This is a genomic window from Sphingomonas changnyeongensis, assembly GCF_009913435.1.
GTDB lineage: Bacteria > Pseudomonadota > Alphaproteobacteria > Sphingomonadales > Sphingomonadaceae > Sphingomonas_B > Sphingomonas_B changnyeongensis.
On sequence record NZ_CP047895.1, the window covers coordinates 2,393,333 to 2,410,293 of the forward strand.

16 protein-coding genes and 1 pseudogene are annotated in these 16,961 nt (G+C 68.6%); 6 read left to right on the forward strand and 11 right to left on the reverse strand.

What is annotated here, in order from left to right; genetic code table 11:
* Positions 1 to 3 precede the first annotated feature (3 nt).
* The 3 genes from GVO57_RS11805 to GVO57_RS11815 are packed head-to-tail and all read right to left on the reverse strand — an operon-like array spanning position 4 to position 2,068.
* Positions 4 to 660: an RluA family pseudouridine synthase gene (locus tag GVO57_RS11805; RefSeq protein WP_160593301.1), complete on the reverse strand. Its 657-nt coding sequence runs from the start codon at positions 658 to 660 to the stop codon at positions 4 to 6.
* A 56-nt stretch (positions 661 to 716) separates the two neighbouring features.
* Entirely contained in the window at positions 717 to 1,316 is a 600-nt protein-coding gene (gene wrbA, locus GVO57_RS11810) for an NAD(P)H:quinone oxidoreductase (protein ID WP_160593302.1), read from the reverse strand.
* Positions 1,317 to 1,363: 47 nt separating this feature from the next.
* Positions 1,364 to 2,068, reverse strand: coding sequence for a pirin family protein (locus GVO57_RS11815; RefSeq protein WP_160593303.1), 705 nt, complete (start codon positions 2,066 to 2,068; stop codon positions 1,364 to 1,366).
* A 105-nt stretch (positions 2,069 to 2,173) separates the two neighbouring features.
* Here GVO57_RS11815 and GVO57_RS11820 point away from each other — a divergent pair, with 105 nt between their 5' ends.
* Both GVO57_RS11820 and GVO57_RS11825 read left to right on the forward strand, forming a co-directional pair.
* A complete protein-coding gene (locus GVO57_RS11820) occupies positions 2,174 to 3,070 on the forward strand; it encodes a LysR family transcriptional regulator (protein ID WP_160593304.1) in 897 nt (298 codons plus the stop codon).
* A gap of 3 nt (positions 3,071 to 3,073) precedes the next feature.
* On the forward strand, positions 3,074 to 3,739 hold the full coding sequence (locus GVO57_RS11825) for an NUDIX hydrolase (RefSeq protein ID WP_160593305.1): 666 nt from the start codon (positions 3,074 to 3,076) through the stop codon (positions 3,737 to 3,739).
* Between the two features lie 28 nt (positions 3,740 to 3,767).
* On the opposite strand, the gene GVO57_RS11830 is transcribed toward GVO57_RS11825, so the two are convergent.
* The 4 genes from GVO57_RS11830 to GVO57_RS11845 all read right to left on the reverse strand — a co-directional run bounded on the left by GVO57_RS11830 (position 3,768) and on the right by GVO57_RS11845 (position 9,162).
* Positions 3,768 to 4,601 (reverse strand): inositol monophosphatase family protein, encoded by an 834-nt coding sequence (locus GVO57_RS11830; protein WP_160593306.1) that lies wholly within the window; start codon positions 4,599 to 4,601, stop codon positions 3,768 to 3,770.
* Entirely contained in the window at positions 4,598 to 7,012 is a 2,415-nt protein-coding gene (locus tag GVO57_RS11835; protein WP_160593307.1) for an HAD family hydrolase, read from the reverse strand. The genes GVO57_RS11830 and GVO57_RS11835 overlap by 4 nt, the downstream gene beginning before the upstream one ends.
* Before the next feature lie 190 nt (positions 7,013 to 7,202).
* Positions 7,203 to 8,054, reverse strand: coding sequence for a flagellin (locus tag GVO57_RS11840; protein WP_160593308.1), 852 nt, complete (start codon positions 8,052 to 8,054; stop codon positions 7,203 to 7,205).
* Between the two features lie 214 nt (positions 8,055 to 8,268).
* Entirely contained in the window at positions 8,269 to 9,162 is an 894-nt protein-coding gene (locus GVO57_RS11845) for an MBL fold metallo-hydrolase (protein WP_160593309.1), read from the reverse strand.
* A gap of 112 nt (positions 9,163 to 9,274) precedes the next feature.
* On the opposite strand from GVO57_RS11845, the gene GVO57_RS11850 reads away from it, so the two are divergent.
* The 3 genes from GVO57_RS11850 to GVO57_RS11860 are packed head-to-tail and all read left to right on the forward strand — an operon-like array spanning position 9,275 to position 10,944.
* A complete protein-coding gene (locus GVO57_RS11850) occupies positions 9,275 to 9,628 on the forward strand; it encodes an ArsR/SmtB family transcription factor (RefSeq protein WP_201752644.1) in 354 nt (117 codons plus the stop codon).
* A gap of 1 nt (position 9,629) precedes the next feature.
* Positions 9,630 to 10,157: a rhodanese-like domain-containing protein gene (locus GVO57_RS11855; RefSeq protein ID WP_456115026.1), complete on the forward strand. Its 528-nt coding sequence runs from the start codon at positions 9,630 to 9,632 to the stop codon at positions 10,155 to 10,157.
* Between the two features lie 4 nt (positions 10,158 to 10,161).
* The gene (locus GVO57_RS11860) at positions 10,162 to 10,944 is read left to right on the forward strand and encodes a sulfite exporter TauE/SafE family protein (RefSeq protein WP_160593310.1); all 783 of its coding nucleotides are present in this window, start codon (positions 10,162 to 10,164) and stop codon (positions 10,942 to 10,944) included.
* 55 nt (positions 10,945 to 10,999) lie between these two features.
* Here the strand turns inward: GVO57_RS11860 and GVO57_RS11865 are convergent, their stop codons facing one another.
* The 3 genes from GVO57_RS11865 to GVO57_RS11875 form a co-directional block, all read right to left on the reverse strand.
* Positions 11,000 to 11,737, reverse strand: coding sequence for a sulfite exporter TauE/SafE family protein (locus tag GVO57_RS11865; RefSeq protein ID WP_327785519.1), 738 nt, complete (start codon positions 11,735 to 11,737; stop codon positions 11,000 to 11,002).
* 33 nt (positions 11,738 to 11,770) lie between these two features.
* Complete coding sequence (gene secA / locus GVO57_RS11870; RefSeq protein WP_160593311.1) at positions 11,771 to 14,506, reverse strand: preprotein translocase subunit SecA; 2,736 nt, start codon at positions 14,504 to 14,506, stop codon at positions 11,771 to 11,773.
* 113 nt (positions 14,507 to 14,619) lie between these two features.
* The gene (locus tag GVO57_RS11875) at positions 14,620 to 14,907 is read right to left on the reverse strand and encodes a hypothetical protein (RefSeq protein WP_160593312.1); all 288 of its coding nucleotides are present in this window, start codon (positions 14,905 to 14,907) and stop codon (positions 14,620 to 14,622) included.
* A gap of 189 nt (positions 14,908 to 15,096) precedes the next feature.
* On the opposite strand from GVO57_RS11875, the gene argJ reads away from it, so the two are divergent.
* Positions 15,097 to 16,323, forward strand: coding sequence for a bifunctional glutamate N-acetyltransferase/amino-acid acetyltransferase ArgJ (gene argJ, locus GVO57_RS11880; RefSeq protein ID WP_160593313.1), 1,227 nt, complete (start codon positions 15,097 to 15,099; stop codon positions 16,321 to 16,323).
* A gap of 252 nt (positions 16,324 to 16,575) precedes the next feature.
* Here argJ and trxA read toward each other — a convergent pair.
* Positions 16,576 to 16,895: pseudogene (trxA, locus tag GVO57_RS15090) on the reverse strand (thioredoxin TrxA).
* Positions 16,896 to 16,961: the final 66 nt, after the last annotated feature.

Here is a 16,961-nt window from a genome sequence, read left to right on the forward strand (position 1 = left end):
GGATCAGCCCGCCCCGCCCGCCGCAAAACCGCCGAACCGCGCGGGCAGCGGTGCCGCGACATCGATGGCGGGCTTGCTGCGGCGCGGCATCACCAGCCGGCTGGCATGGAGCAGCAGCGGCACGTCGCCGCCTGCCCCATAGGTCGGATCGCCGATGATCGGCAGCCCAAGACCGCTTGCCGCATGGACGCGCAGCTGATGGGTGCGCCCGGTCTTTGGCTCGAAACGGACGAGCGCGCGCCCGTCAATCACCTGTTCGACCTGCCAATGGGTGACCGCCGGCTTGCCTTTGCGCGCCGGAATGATGCGCCAGCCGCCCGACGGGCTCGACACCTTGGCCAGCGACAGCTCGATCACCCCGGCCTCGCCGTCCGGCACGCCGGCCAGCACCGCATGATAGGTCTTGGCGACCGCACCCTCGGCAAAGCTGGCCGAAAACCGCCGGTGCGCGCCATGATTGCGGGCAAGCAGCAGGCAGCCCGACGTGTCGCGGTCCAGCCGGTGGACCAGCCCGGGCGGCCGCGCAAAGCCGAAGCGCAGCCCCTCGGCCATGTCGGCGAGCGCGGGCGTCCCGTCGCGCGGACGGTCGACCGGCAGGCCCGAAGGCTTGTCGATCACCAGCGCTTCGGCGTCGATATAGAGGATGCGGTCGTCGAGCATCCCCGCTCCCTACCCCCTCTCCCGGCCGACCGGGAGAGGGAAATGCAGCCAGGGTTTCAGCTGGCGAGCCGGGCGGCGGTGCGCGCCGCGCGCGCGCCCAGATAGCGCGCACCGGCCAGATCGGCCTCGCTCGGCTGGCGTTCGCCCTGCCCGCCCGCAATCGTCGTCGCGCCATAGGGCGCGCCGCCGCGCACCTCGTCATGGCCCAGCTGGCCCTGATAGCCATAATCCAGACCCACGATGGTCATGCCGAAATGCAGCAGGTTGGTCAGGATCGAGAACAGGGTCGTCTCGTTGCCGCCATGCTGGCTGGCCGAGGAGGTGAAGGCCGCGCCGACCTTGCCATTGAGCGCGCCGCGCGCCCACAGGCCGCCCGCCTTGTCGAGAAACGCCGCCAGCTGCGACGGCATGCGGCCAAAGCGGGTGGGCGCGCCGACGACGATCGCGTCATAATCGGCAAGCGCATCCACGCTGGCGATTTCGGGATGAGCCGGGGTCTGGAAATGGGCGGCGGCGGCGATATCGGCCGGCACCGTTTCCGGCACACGGGCAATCTTCACCTCGACGCCTTCGGCGCGCGCGCCCTCGGCCACGGCCTCGGCCATCGCCTCGACATGGCCGTAGGAGGAATAATAGAGAACCAGCAGCTTCGTCATCGACATGCTCCCTTGATCAACGGTTGAGCGGATCTGCGGACCCGGCCTTATTCGGAATCGACCATCACCAGCTCGGCATCGGCGCGGGCGGTGATGCGGAACCGGCCGCCGCCCGACAGCGCGCCGCCATCGCGCGCCGACAGCAGCATGCCGTCGACCTCGATCTCGCCGGTCGCGGGCACCAGATAGCCGTGCCGCCCCTCGCCCAGATCATAGTCGATGCTCTCGCCCGCCTTCAGCGTCGCGCCCAGCACCCGGGCATCGGCGCGGATCGGCAGCGCACCGGCCGCGATCTCGTCGTCAAAGCCGCTCGCCAGCGTCACGAACCGGCCCGACCGGTCGCCCTTGGGAAAGGGCTTGGCACCCCAGCCGGGCGTGCCGCCCAGCCGCTTCGGCTCGATCCAGATCTGGAAGATGCGCGTCACTTCGGGTTCGAGATTATATTCGGCATGGCGCACGCCGCTGCCCGCGCTCATCACCTGCACATCGCCCGCCTCGGTGCGCCCGACATTGCCCATCGAATCCTGATGGGTGATCGCGCCCGAGCGGACATAGGTGATGATTTCCATATTCTGGTGCGGATGCGGCGGAAATCCGCTGTTGGGCGCGATCTCGTCATCGTTCCACACCCGGAGCGCGCCCCAGCTGACCCGCGCCGGATCATAGTAATTGGCAAAGGAAAAATGATGCCGGGCCTTCAGCCAGCCATGATCGGCATGGCCCAGGGTCGCAAAAGCTCTTTTCTCGATCATCGACAGTCTCCCGTCTTGCACCGCCTTCAGATAGCATCCGGGATTGATCCGAAAAGAGAAACGTTGGAAACCTATCGTTTCCGTTTCTGAGCCAAAGGGCCGGTGATGCGTCTTCCCGATTTTGAAGCCTGGGCGATCTTCGCCCATGTGGTCGAGCAGCGCTCCTTCAGCGCAGCCGCCCGCGCGCTCGGCCTGTCCAAGGCGACGGTGTCCAAGGCAGTGTCGCGGCTTGAGGAGCGGCTGGGCGCGACCCTGTTCCACCGCACGTCGCGCACCCTGTCGCTCACCGAAACCGGCCGCGCGCTCGCCCCGCGCGCCGCGCGCGTCCTGACCGAGGGCCAGTGCGCCGAGGAAGACGCCGCCGATGCCGCGCTCAGCCCGCGCGGCCTTGTCCGGCTGGCCGCGCCGATGACCTTCGGGCTTGAGCGCGTTGCGCCCGCTTTGCCCGATTTCTTCGCCCGCTATCCCGATGTGACGGTCGACCTGCATCTGGACGACCGGTCGGTCGATCTGGTCGAACAGGGGTTCGACGTCGCGCTGCGCATCGCCCAGCTGCCCGACAGTTCGCTGCGCGCCCGCCGCCTTGCCCCGATCGCGCGCCACACAGTCGCCGCCCCCGCCTATCTGGCGCGGCACGGCCGGCCGACCCACCCGGCCCAGCTGGCCGATCATCGCTGCCTGTCCTACACCAACCTGCCGACCGATGTCTGGCGCTATACCGGGACGGACGGCAGCGAGATCGCGATCCGGCCCCAGGGGCCGCTGCTCGCCAACAGCGGCGAGGCGCTGCTGCACAGCGTGCGGGCGGGGCTTGGCATCACCGTGCTGCCGGATTTCATCATCGATGCCGATCTGGCCGCCGGGCGGCTGGAGGCGATCCTGACCGAGTGGCGCTGGCCGCCCATTGCGCTGCATCTGGTGACCCCGCCCGGCATGCTGCGCCCGGCGCGGGTGACCGCGCTGATCGACTTTCTTGCCGCGCGTTTTTCGGCCAAGACCTGATCCATGTCAGACGCGATCCCCGCCGCCACGCTCGTCCTGTTCCGCCCCGCCGCCGATGGCCCGCCCGAGCTGCTGATGGTCGAACGCGGCGCGATCATGGCCTTTGCCGCCGGGGCGCTGGTGTTTCCCGGCGGGCGCATCGATGACGAAGACCGGGTCGAGGCAGCGCTGCCCGCGCTGGGGCTGGACGCGCTCGATCCCGACGATGCGGCGGCGCGGATCGCCGCGCTGCGCGAAACGCGCGAGGAGACGGGCAGCGATTATGGACTGACTCCCGCCGACCTCACGCCGTTTGCGCGCTGGCGGCCCAATTTCAAGGAAAGCCGGACGTTCGACACCCGTTTCTACATCGCCCCGGTGCCTGCCGATGCACCCGATCCGGTCGCCGACGGGACGGAGAATGTGCGCGCATTCTGGGCGAGCGCGGCCGCCGTGCTCGACATGGCGGCGCGCGGCGAGGCGCAGCTGATCTTCCCCACCCGCCGCAATCTGGAACGGCTGGCCCAGTTCGACAGTTTCGACGCCGCGCGCGACCATGCGCTCGTCCATCCGGTCGAGCTGATCACCCCCTGGGTCGAGGAGCGCGACGGGGCCGCCCATCTGTGCATCCCCGACGGCCTTGGCTATCCGGTCACAGCAGAGCCGTTCGTGCACGTCAGGCGCGGCTGAGGACGCGCCCGAACCATTGCTGCCGCGATCAGGCCGCGCGCGCGGCGTGCGGGGTCAGCAGGCCGGGCGCGAAAAACGGCGCGATGTCGGCGGCCACGCCTGCATCGCGTGCCAGCAGCACCCCCGCCCCCGGCCCTGCGGCACGAAACGGGCTGCCGTCGAGGCGGCGGGCGATGCCGCCTGCTTCTTCAAGGATCAGCGCCCCGGCGGCATGATCCCAGACCAGGGTGCGCCAGTAAACGGCATAATCGAGCGTTCCCGCCGCGATCAGCGGATATTCGGCCCCCGCACAGCGGCGGCTGGGCCGGGGGGCGCCCCAGCGCGCGGCGAGCGCGGCAATCGCGCCCTCTGCCGCCGCCGGACGTTCAAGGCGGCTGACGATGCCGGCCAGCGCCGGGCGTTCCGGCTCGCGCGCGTCGCGGTCCAGCCCGGTCACGCCCGCGCCGCGTTCGGCGACGATCATCCGCCCGTCAGCCGGGTGGTGGATCCAGCCGCCCACCGTCTCGCCATCGATCAGCCGCGCGACCATCATCGCGAACGGCCCCTCGCCGGCGGCGAAATTGCCGGTGCCGTCGATCGGATCGATGATCCACACCTCGCCGGTGCCGATGCCGTCCATCAGCCGGGGATTGGCGGCAACCGCTTCCTCGCCGATCACCCGTGCGCCCGGTGCCAGTGCGGCCAGCCCCGCCGTCAGCCGCAGCTCGGCCTCGCGGTCGGCGACCGTCACCAGATCGCCGGGCGTCTTTTCGTCAATCTCGTCGGCGGCGAGGCAGCGGAAGCGCGGCATCACCGCCTCCGCCCCCACAAGCGCGATCAGCGCGGCGACGTCCTGGGCAAGGCTCGCGCGCAGGGGCCTCATGCGGCGCGCACCGCCTCGGCCGGGGTGGCAGGCGCCACGGTTTCATCGGCGCGCGCCACGATCGGGCGGAAGATGACGGTCAGCACCATGTCCGGCCCGCCGCGCTTGCCCGCCGGGGGGATCATCATGAACCCGGCCGGATCGGTGCAGTGCACCAGCCCGCCCGCGACCGCATCAAAGCCCTCGAGCGACGGTTTTGCCTCGAACGTGACCAGATTCTGCACCGCCTCGCCGAACAGCAGGCCATTCGCCGGCACGAAATCGGCCGAGCGGATTTCCACCCATTCATACAACCGGCCAAACTGCACGCCGACCGAGAAGCGATAATCGCCGACCGGGATGGTGGCGGCGAAAAAGCCGTCATGGGTGCGGCTGGCGGTCACGCTTGCCATGCTGACATTGCCGCCTTCGGCGATGATGATCGGCAATTCGATCACCGGCTCCTCGAAATCGGCGCGGCGCAGCTCGAGCGCGAGGCGGCGCTGCGAGAACAGCGCGAGGCTGAGCGGCAGCCCCTGCCCGCGCAATTCGGCCGGCTGGAACATGCGCGACGCGTTCTTCATGTAGAACAGGCCGTGGCGGCGCAGCCCTTCGCTGCCGCTGGCGCGGTCGAACAGCCTGACCATCTGCTCGCCGCCCAGATTGACGTCATGTTCGAACTGTTCGAGCACCTTCAGCTCGGATTCGAGCGGCAGGAACAGCAGCCGCACCAGGATGGCGGCCGCCGCCTCGCGCCGCGTCGTCTCGGTGTCCGAGGCCGGCGATTTCGCCCAGTTGGGAAAGCCCGCCCGCCCATATTCGAGACACGCCATCTGGACGAGATCGCGGGTGCTGCCCTGTTCATGGGCGACATGGCTGTCGGCGCGGATCGGGGTGCCGTCGACCGCATAATCGACGACGCTGCCCTGGGCGACGGTCGCCAGCTGTTCGACGGCGGCGATATTGTCGATGAAGGTCGCGAGCGCGGCGCTGTCATAATGGCGGGCATCGAACAGCCCGGCCTTGTCTCGCCCGCTCATCTGGTCTTCCTTGAGCACCAGATAGCGCCCGGCGACATGCACGCCCAGCCGCTCGGCCAGCAGCGGCTCGATCGCGTTCTGCACGGTGCCGTTATAGCCGAGATCGACCAGCATCAGCGTATCGCCCGGCTGGGGATCGCAGGCGGCACGGACATGGGCGATCAGCCGGTTGCCGAACGCGCGCGACCGGCGCAGCACCTGGTCGGTCACCTGGCGGCGCTGCATCTTCTTGAGGAAACCCATGTTGATCTGGCCGTCATCACCGGTCACGCCCATCGCCTTGGCCTCCGCCTTGGTGAACAGCAGCTGCTTGGCGATGGCGGCGAAGTTACCCGTGCCGGCGGTCTGCGACAGATGCCGGCGGATATCGGCCTCGGTCATGAAGCTCGATGCGATGCTGGTGAAGCGGCTGATTTCGACGCGGTGGGCGCCGACATCGGGATGGCCGCCCGAGGCCTGCCACATGGCATGCGGCAGATGGCCGTCGCGCAGCAGGAACAGCGCATGGACGCGCCCGCCCGGCCGCGCCGCCGCAAGGCGGCTGGCCTCGTCCTTCAGCCAGCGATCGAAGGTCGCAAACAGCGGACCCAGCACCGAATAGCCGAGAATCGCGGCGGGATCGCCGATCTGCGGCTCGGCAATCGCGATGCGGGCGCGGTGGGGCTGCCATGCCGTGTGCGCCCGGCGGCTGCCGTGCAGCATCGCAAAGGCATTGGCCTCCAGCCGCAGCCGCTGGTCGGTCTCGTCGCTGAACTGGCGCAGATGCAGCGCCTGGATGCCCAGCTCGGTCGGTGCCCGCCAGTCGGCGTCGTGATTGTCGCCGATGTGCAGGATGTCGGCCGGCGCGACCTTCAGCTGGTCGAGCACATGGCGGAACAGGCCCATGGGCTTGCCGACGCCATAATCCGACGAACAGAAGATGCGGTCGATCATCTGGGCGACGTCCGGCCCCGCCGCCGCCGCGATCAGCGCGCGCAGCTCGGCTTCCTTCAGATAGGTGTCGGACACGATCACGATCTTTGCCCCCGCCGCGCGGGCGTTGCGCATCAGGGCGATCGTGGGGGCAAAGCCGTAGCAATGGCGCTGTTCGGCCGCGACCTCGGCGGCGGCGGCGCGCGCCCAGTCCTCAGGCGTCGCCGTCGGCATGGCGCGCGAATAAATGTCGGTCAGATGCACCTCGGCCGCGCCGCGCGACAGATAGGCATAGGCCCGCGCCTCGGACTCGGCGCGGATCCGCTGGTCCTGCGCCGGCATGTCGGGGCCGAAATCGGCGAACACGTCGGTCGGCCGGTGCCCGTGGCGCCACAGCAGGGTGTCGAAACAGTCGAGCGACAGGATACTCGCCGGATGGGCGGCCAGCGCGTCGGGCAGTTGGTGCGGATAGATGCTCATTCCAGATGGTCCCCGACCGGGGATCCCGTCCCCGGTTTACCATCTCATCATAGAACGGTGCCGCCCCGGCCGGACGGCCACTGGGAAAAAACTGCCGCCTGCGACGCTGCCCGCGCGGCTCAAAAAAAGGGGGCCGGTCCCGAAGGACCGGCCCCCAACGAAGTTTGCCGTATCAGTTCCGGCCGTCCGATTAACGGAACAGCGAGATGATCGCCTGCGGCGCCTGGTTGGCGATCGACAGCGCCTGGATACCCAGCTGCTGCTTCACCTGCAGGGCCTGCAAGCGGGCCGATTCCTTCGCCAGATCCGCATCGACCAGGTTGCCGATGCCCGATTCGACGACGTCGCTCAGCTTGCTGGTGAAGGTGAGCTGCGCGTCGATCCGGCGCGAAGCCGCGCCGAGCGTGCTCAGCGTGGTCTTCAGGTTGTTCTGGGTCGTGGTGATCGTGTTGACCATCGCCTGGGCCGCAGCCTGGGTGTTGATCTGGCCACCCGACGCGATGGTGACGACCGACCCGCCAAGGCCGAGCGCCTGGTTGGCGACCGACAGCGAATCCGGCACCCAGGCCGAACCCGCGCCCGAGGTCTGCAGCGACTGGAGCGCCGAAACGCTGCCGCCACCGCTCTTGAGCAGGTTGGTGCCGTTGAAGTCGGCCGAGTTCACGATCGTGGTGATCCGGTTGCGCAGCGCAACGAAATCCTGGTTGATCGCGTCACGGCTGGCCTGGTCGATACCAGCGTCAGCCGCTTCATAGGCCTTCTTCTTCATCTCGTTGACGATGTCGGAAATCTGTTCCGCACCGGCAACGGCCACATCGGTCACGCTCTTGGCACGGTTGAGCGACGACGTCACCGCCTGAAGCCCGCCCAGATTGCCGCGCAGCGTCTGCGCGATGGTGAACGACGCGGAGTCGTCCTTGGTCGAGGAGACCGACAGGCCGGTGTTGATGCGGCTCTGGGTGGTCGCCATGCCCTTGTTGGTCGCAGAGAGGCTCTGCAGGGCAGCCATCGCGCCGATGTTGGTGTTCACGGTAAACGACATAAGAAAATCCTTCTGGAAGAAAGGCCGCCTTCTGCGGCCCTGGGCCGGTATCGCCGGCCCGCGACGGCCGAATTCTTCCGGCCGCTCTTCATTGTGGAAAGACTTTCGCCAGTCGGGCCGCGAACCGATGATTTTTTTTGGGTTTACCGGCCGTTAATCGAAACTTGCCGCAACGCTGCGGCGGGGCGCGCGCTGCCGCGCCCGCCGCCCGGCATCAGTCCATGGCCGACAGCATCGCCGCCGCCCCGCCTTTCGGGCGCACCGGGATGCGCAGGAACCGCACGCCATTTTCCTCGGCCGGCGGGAAGCGCCCGGCGCGGATGTTGACCTGGATCGACGGCAGCAGCAGCCGGGGCGCGGCCAGCCCGGCGTCGCGCGCGGTGCGCATCGCGACAAACGCATCCTCGTCCACCCCGTCATGGACATGGACGCTGTGGTCGCGCTCATCGCCGACGGTGGTTTCCCAGGCATAGGCATCGCGGCCCGGAGCCTTGTAATCATGGCACATGAACAGCCGCGTCGCGCGCGGCAGCGCCAGCAGCCGGCGGATCGAGCGGAACAGCTGCCGCGCATCGCCGCCGGGAAAATCGGCGCGGGCGGTGCCGTAATCGGGCATGAACAGCGTATCGCCGACAAACACCGCATCGCCGATCCGGTAGCTGACATCGGCAGGCGTATGGCCGGGCGTGTGCATCACCTCGACCTCGAGATTGCCGATCGCAAAGCGTTCGCCATCGACGAACAGCCGGTCGAAATCCCCGCCATCGGCGGCCAGATCCCCGGCATCGAACATCGGCCGGAAAATCTGCTGCACCTGCCGGATGTCGGTGCCGATCCCGATCATCGCGCCGGTCCGCGCCTTGATATAGGGCGCAGCCGTCAGGTGATCGGCATGGGCGTGGGTTTCAAGCACCCAGACGATCCGCGCATCGGCCGCTGCGGCAGCGGCAAGGATGCGGTCGGCCGAGGCGATGTCGACCGTGCCGGCCCCGGGATCATAATCGAGCACCGGGTCGATGACCGCGGCGTCGCGCGTTTCCGGGTCGATCACCAGATAGCTGACGGTGTTGGTCGGTTCATCGAAAAAGGCGGTGATGGTGGCGGCCATGGCCAGTCTCCTGCGTGTGCGCCGTCCCGGCCTGCGGGGCTGGCCAGGCGGCTGTGCTTGACAATATATTAGCATCTCCTTATTTAGCAAGTGCTAATGGAGAAACGTCCCGATGCCGCCAGCGTCCCCCGCCGATCCCGTCCGCGTGCCGATCCATCCGCCGCTGGCGATGGCCGATTTCGAGGCCAATGCCGCGCTGGTGGCCGACATTCTGAAGGCGATGGCCAACCAGCGCCGGCTGATGGTGCTGTGCCGCCTGGTCGAACAGGGCGAGATGACGGTGGGCGATCTGGCCGATCAGGCCGGCCTGTCCCAGTCGGCGCTGTCGCAGCATCTGGCCCGGATGCGCGACGAAGGGCTGGTGACCTTTCGCCGCGAGGGTCAGTCGCTCTGGTACCGGATCGCCGATCCCCGCATCGAGACGCTGCTCGCCACCCTTTACCAGCTTTATTGCAAGGCGAACTGACATGACCCAGATTTCCCCAACTCCGATTTCCCCCGCTGATGCCCAGGCGCTGATCGCGCGCGGCGCGCTGCTGATCGACGTCCGCGAGGCCGACGAACATGCCCGCACCCGCCTGCCCGGTGCGCGCAACATGCCGCTGTCGCGGCTGGTGTCGATCGATCCCGGCGCGGCGCCGGCGATCATCTTTCACTGCCGCTCCGGCGCGCGCACCGCTGCCCATGGCCGCCGGCTGGATGCGGCATCGCCCTGCCCGGCCTATGTGCTGGACGGCGGGCTGGACGGCTGGCGCAAGGCGGGCCTGCCGGTCATCGCCGAGCGCGGCCAGCCGATCGAGCTGATGCGCCAGGTGCAGATCGCCGCCGGGCTGCTGATCCTCGCCGGGTTGATCCTCGGCCTCACGGTCGCGCCGGGCTTCATCGCGCTGTCGGCCTTTGTCGGCTGCGGCCTGACCTTTGCCGGGGTGACCGGCTGGTGCGGGATGGCCCGGCTGCTCGGGGCCATGCCCTGGAACCGCCGGGTCGGGGCCTGAGGCGATGGACCCGACCGCCGCAGCCTTGGGGGCCGGCGCGCTGATCGGCCTGGTGCTCGGGCTGATCGGCGGCGGCGGGTCGATCCTGGCGACGCCGCTGCTCGTCTCGGTCGTCGGCATCGCCTCGCCGCATGTCGCGATCGGCACCGGCGCGGTCGCCGTCACCCTGAACGCCCTGGCCGGGCTGACCGGCCATGCGCGCGCGGGACGGGTGAAATGGCCCTGCGCGGCGATCTTCGCCTCAGCGGGGCTTGCCGGCACGCTGATCGGTGCCGAAGCCGGCAAGGCGATGGACGGCGCACGGCTGCTCGGCCTGTTCGGGCTGCTGATGGTCGTGATCGGCGCGGCGATGCTGCGCCCCCGGCGCGGCGGGCAGGATCCCGATGTCCGGCTGACGCGGGACACGGCCCCCCGGCTGCTGCCCCGGCTGGTGCCGATCGGGCTGGCGGTCGGGCTGCTGTCGGGGTTTTTCGGCATTGGCGGCGGCTTTCTGATCGTGCCGGGGCTGATGCTGGCAACGCGCATGCCGATGGCAAATGCGGTCGCGACATCGCTGGTCGCCGTCGCCATGTTCGGCGCGGGCACCACCCTGTCCTATGCTTTGTCGGGCCGGGTCGACTGGGCGGTGGCGGCGCTGATGGTCGCCGGCGGCGTGCCGGGGGCGGCGGCAGGCATTTTGCTCGGCAGCCGTCTGGCCGGGCAGAAACGGCTCATCGAAACCGGGTTCGCGCTGGTCGTGATCGCCATCGGCGCGCGGCTGGCGCTGGGTGCGTGGGGCGTGATCTAAATGCCCGCCACCTGCGCGATCAGCCGCAGCGCGACATAGAGGATCAACAGCCCGGTCAGCCGCCGGACCAGCGCCTCGCCCAGCAGCCGCGCTCCGGCGAACGAACCGATCTGCCCCCCACCAGCACGGCCAGCGCCAGCGGCCATGCGCCGGCGGCCGCACCGGCAAGCCCAGCCCCGGCCAGCTTCTGCACCTGCCCGGCCAGCCCGGCGAGCGAGTTGACCAGGATGAACAGCGACGCCGTCGCCGCCACCTGCCGCGGCGGTGCCCAGCGCGTCAGGTGCAGCACGGGGGCGAGGAAAATCCCCCCGCCAATGCCCACCAGCCCCGACAGATAGCCGATCCCCGCCCCGATCACCGGCTCGCGCCAGCGCGGGCGCCGCGCGTCGGGCGCGGACGCGGCGACCGGTTGCGGCGGGGCGAGCAGCAGGGCGAGCGCTGCGACCAGCAGCGACACGCCCAGCAGACCAAGGAACAGCCGCTCCGCCACCGGCGTCAGCCCGCCTGCCCAGGCAAAGGGGGCGGCGATGGCCGCCAAAGGCAGCGCCCGCCGCCAGGGCAGCTGCCTGACGGCGGCAAAGCGGATCGTGCCGCCGGTGACGACGATCAGATTGCAGCTGAGCGCGATCGCCGGCAGCAGCCGATAGTCAAAGCCCGACAGCGCCAGCAGCGCGGCATAGGTTGAGCCGCCGCCGAACCCGACACTGGCATAGAGCGCGGCGGCAAGGGCAAAGCCCCCGGCGAGCGGCCAGATGGCCGGCACCGCCGGGGCCGCCCAGGCAGGGCCGGGCATTGCCGCCGCCCTAGCCCGCCCGCGCCGGGCGCGTCACAGCGCGCCGTGGCAATGCTTGTATTTCAGCCCCGACCCGCATGGGCAGGGCGCATTGCGGCTGACCCGTCCCACCCACTGGGCAGGATCGTCGCCCAGCTCATTGCCCGTATCGGGCTGCACGATCTGCAGCGGCGGCAGGCGGGTGGTGACCAGCCCGTCAGGATCGATGCCAAGGCTGTCATTCTCGCCGGTCAGCGGATCGATATGGGTGGTGAAAATGTCGGGCATGGCGGGAAGCGGCGGGGCCGGTTCCTGCGGCATGAAGCGGGCAAAGGCGAGCGTGCGGGTCACGTCCTCGCGGATCACCTCCAGCATGCGCTCGAACAGTGCAAAGGCTTCCTGCTTATATTCGTTGATCGGCGTCTTCTGCGCATAAGCGCGCAGATGGACGACCTGGCGCAGCGCATCGAGCGTCGCCAGATGCTCCTTCCAGTGATGGTCGAGCGTCTGCAGCAGGATGCTCTTTTCCACCTGCGTCCAGGTGTCGGCGTCGAGATCGGCGGCCTTGGCCGCCATCTCGGCGTCGAGCATCGCGCGCAGCCGTTCCTCGATCATTTCCGGCTCGACCGCCTCTTCCTTCACCCAGTCGGCAATCGGCGCCTCAAGGTTCAAGGTCGATGCGGCCGTCTCGGTCAGCCCGGCCACGTCCCATTGTTCGGGATAGCTGCCCGGCGGGCAGGCGGCGGCGACGAGCGCGCTGACCGTGTCGTGGCGCATGTCGACGACGACATCGTCCAGCGTCTCGGCATCCATGATGTCGGTGCGCTGTTCATAGATCACCTTGCGCTGGTCGTTCATGACATCGTCATATTCGAGCAGCTGCTTGCGGATGTCGTAGTTGCGGCCCTCGACCTTTTTCTGCGCGGTTTCGATCGCCTTGTTCAGCCAGCGCGATCCGATCGCCTCGCCATCGGCCAGATTGGCGTTCATCATCTTGGCGAACATCGTATCGGGGCCGAAGATGCGCAGCAGATCGTCGTCGAGCGACAGATAGAAACGGCTGAGCCCGGGATCGCCCTGACGCCCCGAACGGCCGCGCAGCTGGTTGTCGATGCGCCGGCTTTCATGCCGTTCGGTGCCGAGCACGAACAGCCCGCCCGCCGCGCGCACCTTTTCACGCTCCTCGGCCACCTCGCGCTTGATCCGCGCAATCGCGGCCTCGCGCTCGGGGCCTTCGGGCAGATCCTTCAGCTCGTCCTCGATGCGGAACTCGACATTGCCGCCCAGCTGGATGTCGGTGCCGCGCCCGGCCATGTTGGTGGCGATGGTGACCGCACCCAGCCGCCCGGCCTGGGCGACGATATGCGCTTCCTGCTCGTGGAAACGGGCATTGAGCACATTGTGCGGCACATTGAGCTGGCGCAGATATTCCGACAGCATTTCGGACTTTTCGATCGACACCGTGCCGACCAGCACCGGCTGGCCCTTGCTCGAATGCTCCTCGATCGACTTGGCGATCGCGGCGAATTTGTCCTTGATGTTCTTGTAGAACTGATCGTCCTCGTCGACGCGGCTGACCGGCAGGTTGGTCGGGATGGTGACGACGTTCAGCTTGTAGATGTCGTGGAACTCGCCCGCCTCGGTGGCGGCGGTGCCGGTCATCCCGCCAAGCTTGGGATACATGCGGAAATAATTCTGGAAGGTGACCGAGGCGAGCGTCTGGTTCTCCGGCTCGATGTTCACGCCTTCCTTGGCCTCGACCGCCTGGTGGAGCCCGTCGGACCAGCGCCGCCCGTCCATCATGCGGCCGGTAAACTCGTCGATGATGACGACCTTGCCGCCCCGCACGATGTAATCGATGTCGCGCTTGAACATCACATTGGCGCGCAGCGCCTGATTGAGGTGATGGACGACCTGGGTGTTTTCGAAATCATACAGGTTCGCGCCGTGCAGCAGGCCCGCGCCCTCAAGCAGACGTTCGGCCTTTTCGGTGCCGTCTTCGGTCAGGATGATCGATTTCTGTTTTTCATCCAGCTCATAATCTTCCGCCACGAGCTGCTTCACGATGGCATCGACCGCAAGATAAAGCTCCGACTTGTCGTCGGTCGGGCCGGAGATGATCAGCGGCGTCCGCGCCTCGTCGATCAGGATCGAATCGACTTCATCGACGATGGCGAAGTTGAACGGCCGCTGCACCATCTGGGCGCGGTCATATTTCATGTTGTCGCGCAGATAATCGAAGCCGAACTCATTGTTCGTGCCATAGGTGATGTCGGCGGCATAGGCTTCGCGCCGCTGCGTGTCGTTGAGGTTGGGCACGATCACGCCGACGGTCAGGCCGAGGAAACGGTAGACCTGGCCCATCCATTCGGCGTCGCGCCGCGCCAGATAGTCGTTGACCGTCACGACATGCACGCCCGTGCCGGGCAGCGCGTTCAGATAGGTGGCAAGCGTTGCAACCAGCGTCTTGCCCTCGCCGGTGCGCATTTCCGCGATCTCGCCGCGGTGAAGCACGATGCCGCCGATCATCTGCACATCATAATGGCGCTGGCCGAGCGTGCGGCGCGCCGCCTCGCGCACCGTGGCAAAGGCTTCGGGCAGCAGGCTGTCGAGGCTCTCGCCGCCCGCCAGGCGCTGGCGGAACAGCACCGTCTGGTTCGACAGTTCGGCGTCGGTCATCGCCTCCATGTTCTTTTCGAACCCGGCGATCCGCGCGATGATCGGCTGGAGCGACTTGACGTAGCGGTCGTTCGACGACCCGAAAATGGCCTTGGCGATGGCGCCGAGCATGGGATGATCCTGTCTGCAATCGAAATGGTCGGGAAATGCGGGCATCGGGCGCGCACCCGCGCCCGGCCGCCGATACTGTCCTGGCGCCGGCAGAAGCTGCCGGCCCCGCCCGGCTATTCGCGCCGGCGCACCAGGGCGGGCCGCAGCCCGGCGGGCAGCATGGCGGCGCGCAGCGCCGGGACGATCGCGGTGATCCGCCGCGCATCGGGGCGGCGCGGCAGCCGAAGCGCCGGGCGCGCCGCGCGCACCGTCCATGCCGCCGCCTGCACGGCGGCGCGCGGTGCCGACACCATCGCCACCTGTTCCCCGCGCGCACCGGCATCGACCCGGTGGCCGCCAAGGCCGGTCAGTCCGGCAAACAGGGCAGTGAGGAGCAGAAACAGTTCCAAGGGCGTCGTCATCCTTGTTGCCGGGCATCTGCCCGCGCACCGGCGGACATAATCGTCCCCACGCGCTTCGCCAATGTTTTTCATAACCGGCGCAAGCAGCCCGCCATAGCCGGGCGGACATGAACGCCCGGTCAACGCGCCGGGGGGGTGCCCCGGTTGCCCGGTCTTGCCAGCCGGGTCGCCGCACGTCATGGCGCAGCCATGTCGACCAGCGTCTCCCCCCTCGCCCGTCCCTTTCCCGATCTGCCGCCGGTCGCCGGCGCGACGCCCAGCGTCGCCCGCGCCGGTTACAAGGACTGGGACCGCAACGACATCACCCTGCTGCGCCTTGCGCCCGGCACGGCGGTGGCGGGCGTGCTGACGCGCAGCCTCTGCCCCTCGCCCGAGGTCGAATGGTGCCGGGCGGCGCTGGCCGGTGGCCGGGCGCGGGCCCTGGTCGTCAATGCCGGCAACTCGAACGCCTTTACCGGCGCGCGCGGCCGCGCGGCGGTGGATGCCGTCACCGCCCGCGTCGCCGAACGGCTGGGCTGCCGGGCGAACGAGGTGTTCGCCGCCTCGACCGGGGTGATCGGCGTGCCGCTGCCGATCGACCGGGCCGAAGCCGGCATCGACGCCGCGCTCGCCGCGCCCGCCTGCTCATGGCACGCCATGGCAGAGGCCATCGGCACCACCGACACCTTTGCCAAGGGCGCGGCCGAAACCGCCATCGTCGATGGCCGCACCGTCACCCTGGTCGGCGTCATCAAGGGATCGGGGATGATCGCGCCCGACATGGCGACGATGCTCGGCTTCATCATCACCGATGCGGCGGTCAGCCCGGCCTTCCTTCAGGATGCGCTCGCCGCCGCCAATCGCCGCAGCTTTTCCTGCATCACCGTCGATGGCGACACCTCGACGTCGGACACGGTGCTCGCCTTTGCAACCGGTGCGGCCGGCAATGCGCCGCTTGATGGCGACGACGCGCCCGGCGCCGATGCGTTCCGCGCCGCGCTGGATGCGCTGTGCCGCACGCTTGCCCAGCTGGTCGTGCGCGACGGCGAGGGCGCGGCCAAGTTCATCACCGTGACGGTCGAAGGCGCGACCAGCGACGACAGCGCCCGCCGCGTTGCGCTCAGCATCGCCAACTCGCCGCTCGTCAAGACGGCGGTGGCGGGCGAGGATGCCAATTGGGGCCGGGTGGTGATGGCGGTCGGCAAGGCCGGGGAACCCGCCGACCGCGACCGGCTGGCGATCCGCTTCGGCGCGACGCTGGTCGCCCGGTCAGGGGCCGCGGTCGAGGGCTATGACGAAGCCCCGGTCGCCGCGCATCTGAGGGGCGAAGAGGTCGAGATCGGCGTCGATCTGGGGCTGGGCAGCGGCCGCGCGACGGTTTGGACGTGCGACCTGACCCATGGCTATATCTCGATCAACGCCGATTATCGCAGCTGATCGCGGGAGAGGTTTTGGGGGGGTGTTTGTGGTGCGGGGGTGTTTGCTGCGCGCCTGACGGCGCGGGGCGAGTTGTTTGTGCTGCGCCTTACGGCGCAGGGGCGGCACCGGCCCGCTCCCCCACCCGGCCTCCCATAGCGTAACCTGCCGTTGGGAGGCCGGGTGGGGGAACGGGCCGGTGCCGTTCTTCCCGAACAAACAACTCCCGGTGCCGCCCCTGCGCCGTAAGGCGCAGAAAAACGCCGCTCCGCCTTACAGCTCGCCTTCCAGCCAGCCCTTGATCTGGCTCTTGGGGCAGCGCCCACCTTGGTCGCGGCGGCGACGCCGTTCTTGAACAGGATCATCGTCGGAATGCCGCGCACGCCATATTTGACCGGCGCGTCGGGGTGATCGTCGATGTTGAGCTTGGCGATAGTCACCTTCTCGCCCAGCTCGTCCGACAGCTCCTCGAGCGCCGGGCCGATCTGCTTGCACGGGCCGCACCATTCGGCCCAGAAATCGACCAGCACGGGCTTATCGGCCTTGAGCACATCGGCCTCGAAGCTGGCGTCGCTGATTTCCTTGGTTGCCATCATGAATCTCCTTTTGAAGACCATTTAGGCAGTTGCACGGCCCCGCTCAATGCCGCGCGCCCAAGC

Excerpts from the sequence above, each read along its gene's own strand:
- GVO57_RS11875 (WP_160593312.1), bottom strand. The coding sequence starts at position 14,907 with ATGACGACGCCCTTGGAACTGTTTCTGCTCCTCACTGCCCTGTTTGCC.
- GVO57_RS11860 (WP_160593310.1), top strand. The coding sequence starts at position 10,162 with ATGGACCCGACCGCCGCAGCCTTGGGGGCCGGCGCGCTGATCGGCCTG.
- GVO57_RS11815 (WP_160593303.1), bottom strand. The coding sequence starts at position 2,068 with ATGATCGAGAAAAGAGCTTTTGCGACCCTGGGCCATGCCGATCATGGC.
- GVO57_RS11845 (WP_160593309.1), bottom strand. The coding sequence starts at position 9,162 with ATGGCCGCCACCATCACCGCCTTTTTCGATGAACCGACCAACACCGTC.
- GVO57_RS11840 (WP_160593308.1), bottom strand. The coding sequence starts at position 8,054 with ATGTCGTTTACCGTGAACACCAACATCGGCGCGATGGCTGCCCTGCAG.
- wrbA (WP_160593302.1), bottom strand. The coding sequence starts at position 1,316 with ATGACGAAGCTGCTGGTTCTCTATTATTCCTCCTACGGCCATGTCGAG.
- GVO57_RS11825 (WP_160593305.1), top strand. The coding sequence starts at position 3,074 with ATGTCAGACGCGATCCCCGCCGCCACGCTCGTCCTGTTCCGCCCCGCC.
- GVO57_RS11855 (WP_456115026.1), top strand. The coding sequence starts at position 9,630 with ATGACCCAGATTTCCCCAACTCCGATTTCCCCCGCTGATGCCCAGGCG.
- secA (WP_160593311.1), bottom strand. The coding sequence starts at position 14,506 with ATGCTCGGCGCCATCGCCAAGGCCATTTTCGGGTCGTCGAACGACCGC.
- GVO57_RS11835 (WP_160593307.1), bottom strand. The coding sequence starts at position 7,012 with ATGAGCATCTATCCGCACCAACTGCCCGACGCGCTGGCCGCCCATCCG.
- GVO57_RS11850 (WP_201752644.1), top strand. The coding sequence starts at position 9,275 with ATGCCGCCAGCGTCCCCCGCCGATCCCGTCCGCGTGCCGATCCATCCG.
- GVO57_RS11805 (WP_160593301.1), bottom strand. The coding sequence starts at position 660 with ATGCTCGACGACCGCATCCTCTATATCGACGCCGAAGCGCTGGTGATC.
- argJ (WP_160593313.1), top strand. The coding sequence starts at position 15,097 with ATGTCGACCAGCGTCTCCCCCCTCGCCCGTCCCTTTCCCGATCTGCCG.
- GVO57_RS11820 (WP_160593304.1), top strand. The coding sequence starts at position 2,174 with ATGCGTCTTCCCGATTTTGAAGCCTGGGCGATCTTCGCCCATGTGGTC.
- GVO57_RS11865 (WP_327785519.1), bottom strand. The coding sequence starts at position 11,737 with ATGCCCGGCCCTGCCTGGGCGGCCCCGGCGGTGCCGGCCATCTGGCCG.
- GVO57_RS11830 (WP_160593306.1), bottom strand. The coding sequence starts at position 4,601 with ATGAGGCCCCTGCGCGCGAGCCTTGCCCAGGACGTCGCCGCGCTGATC.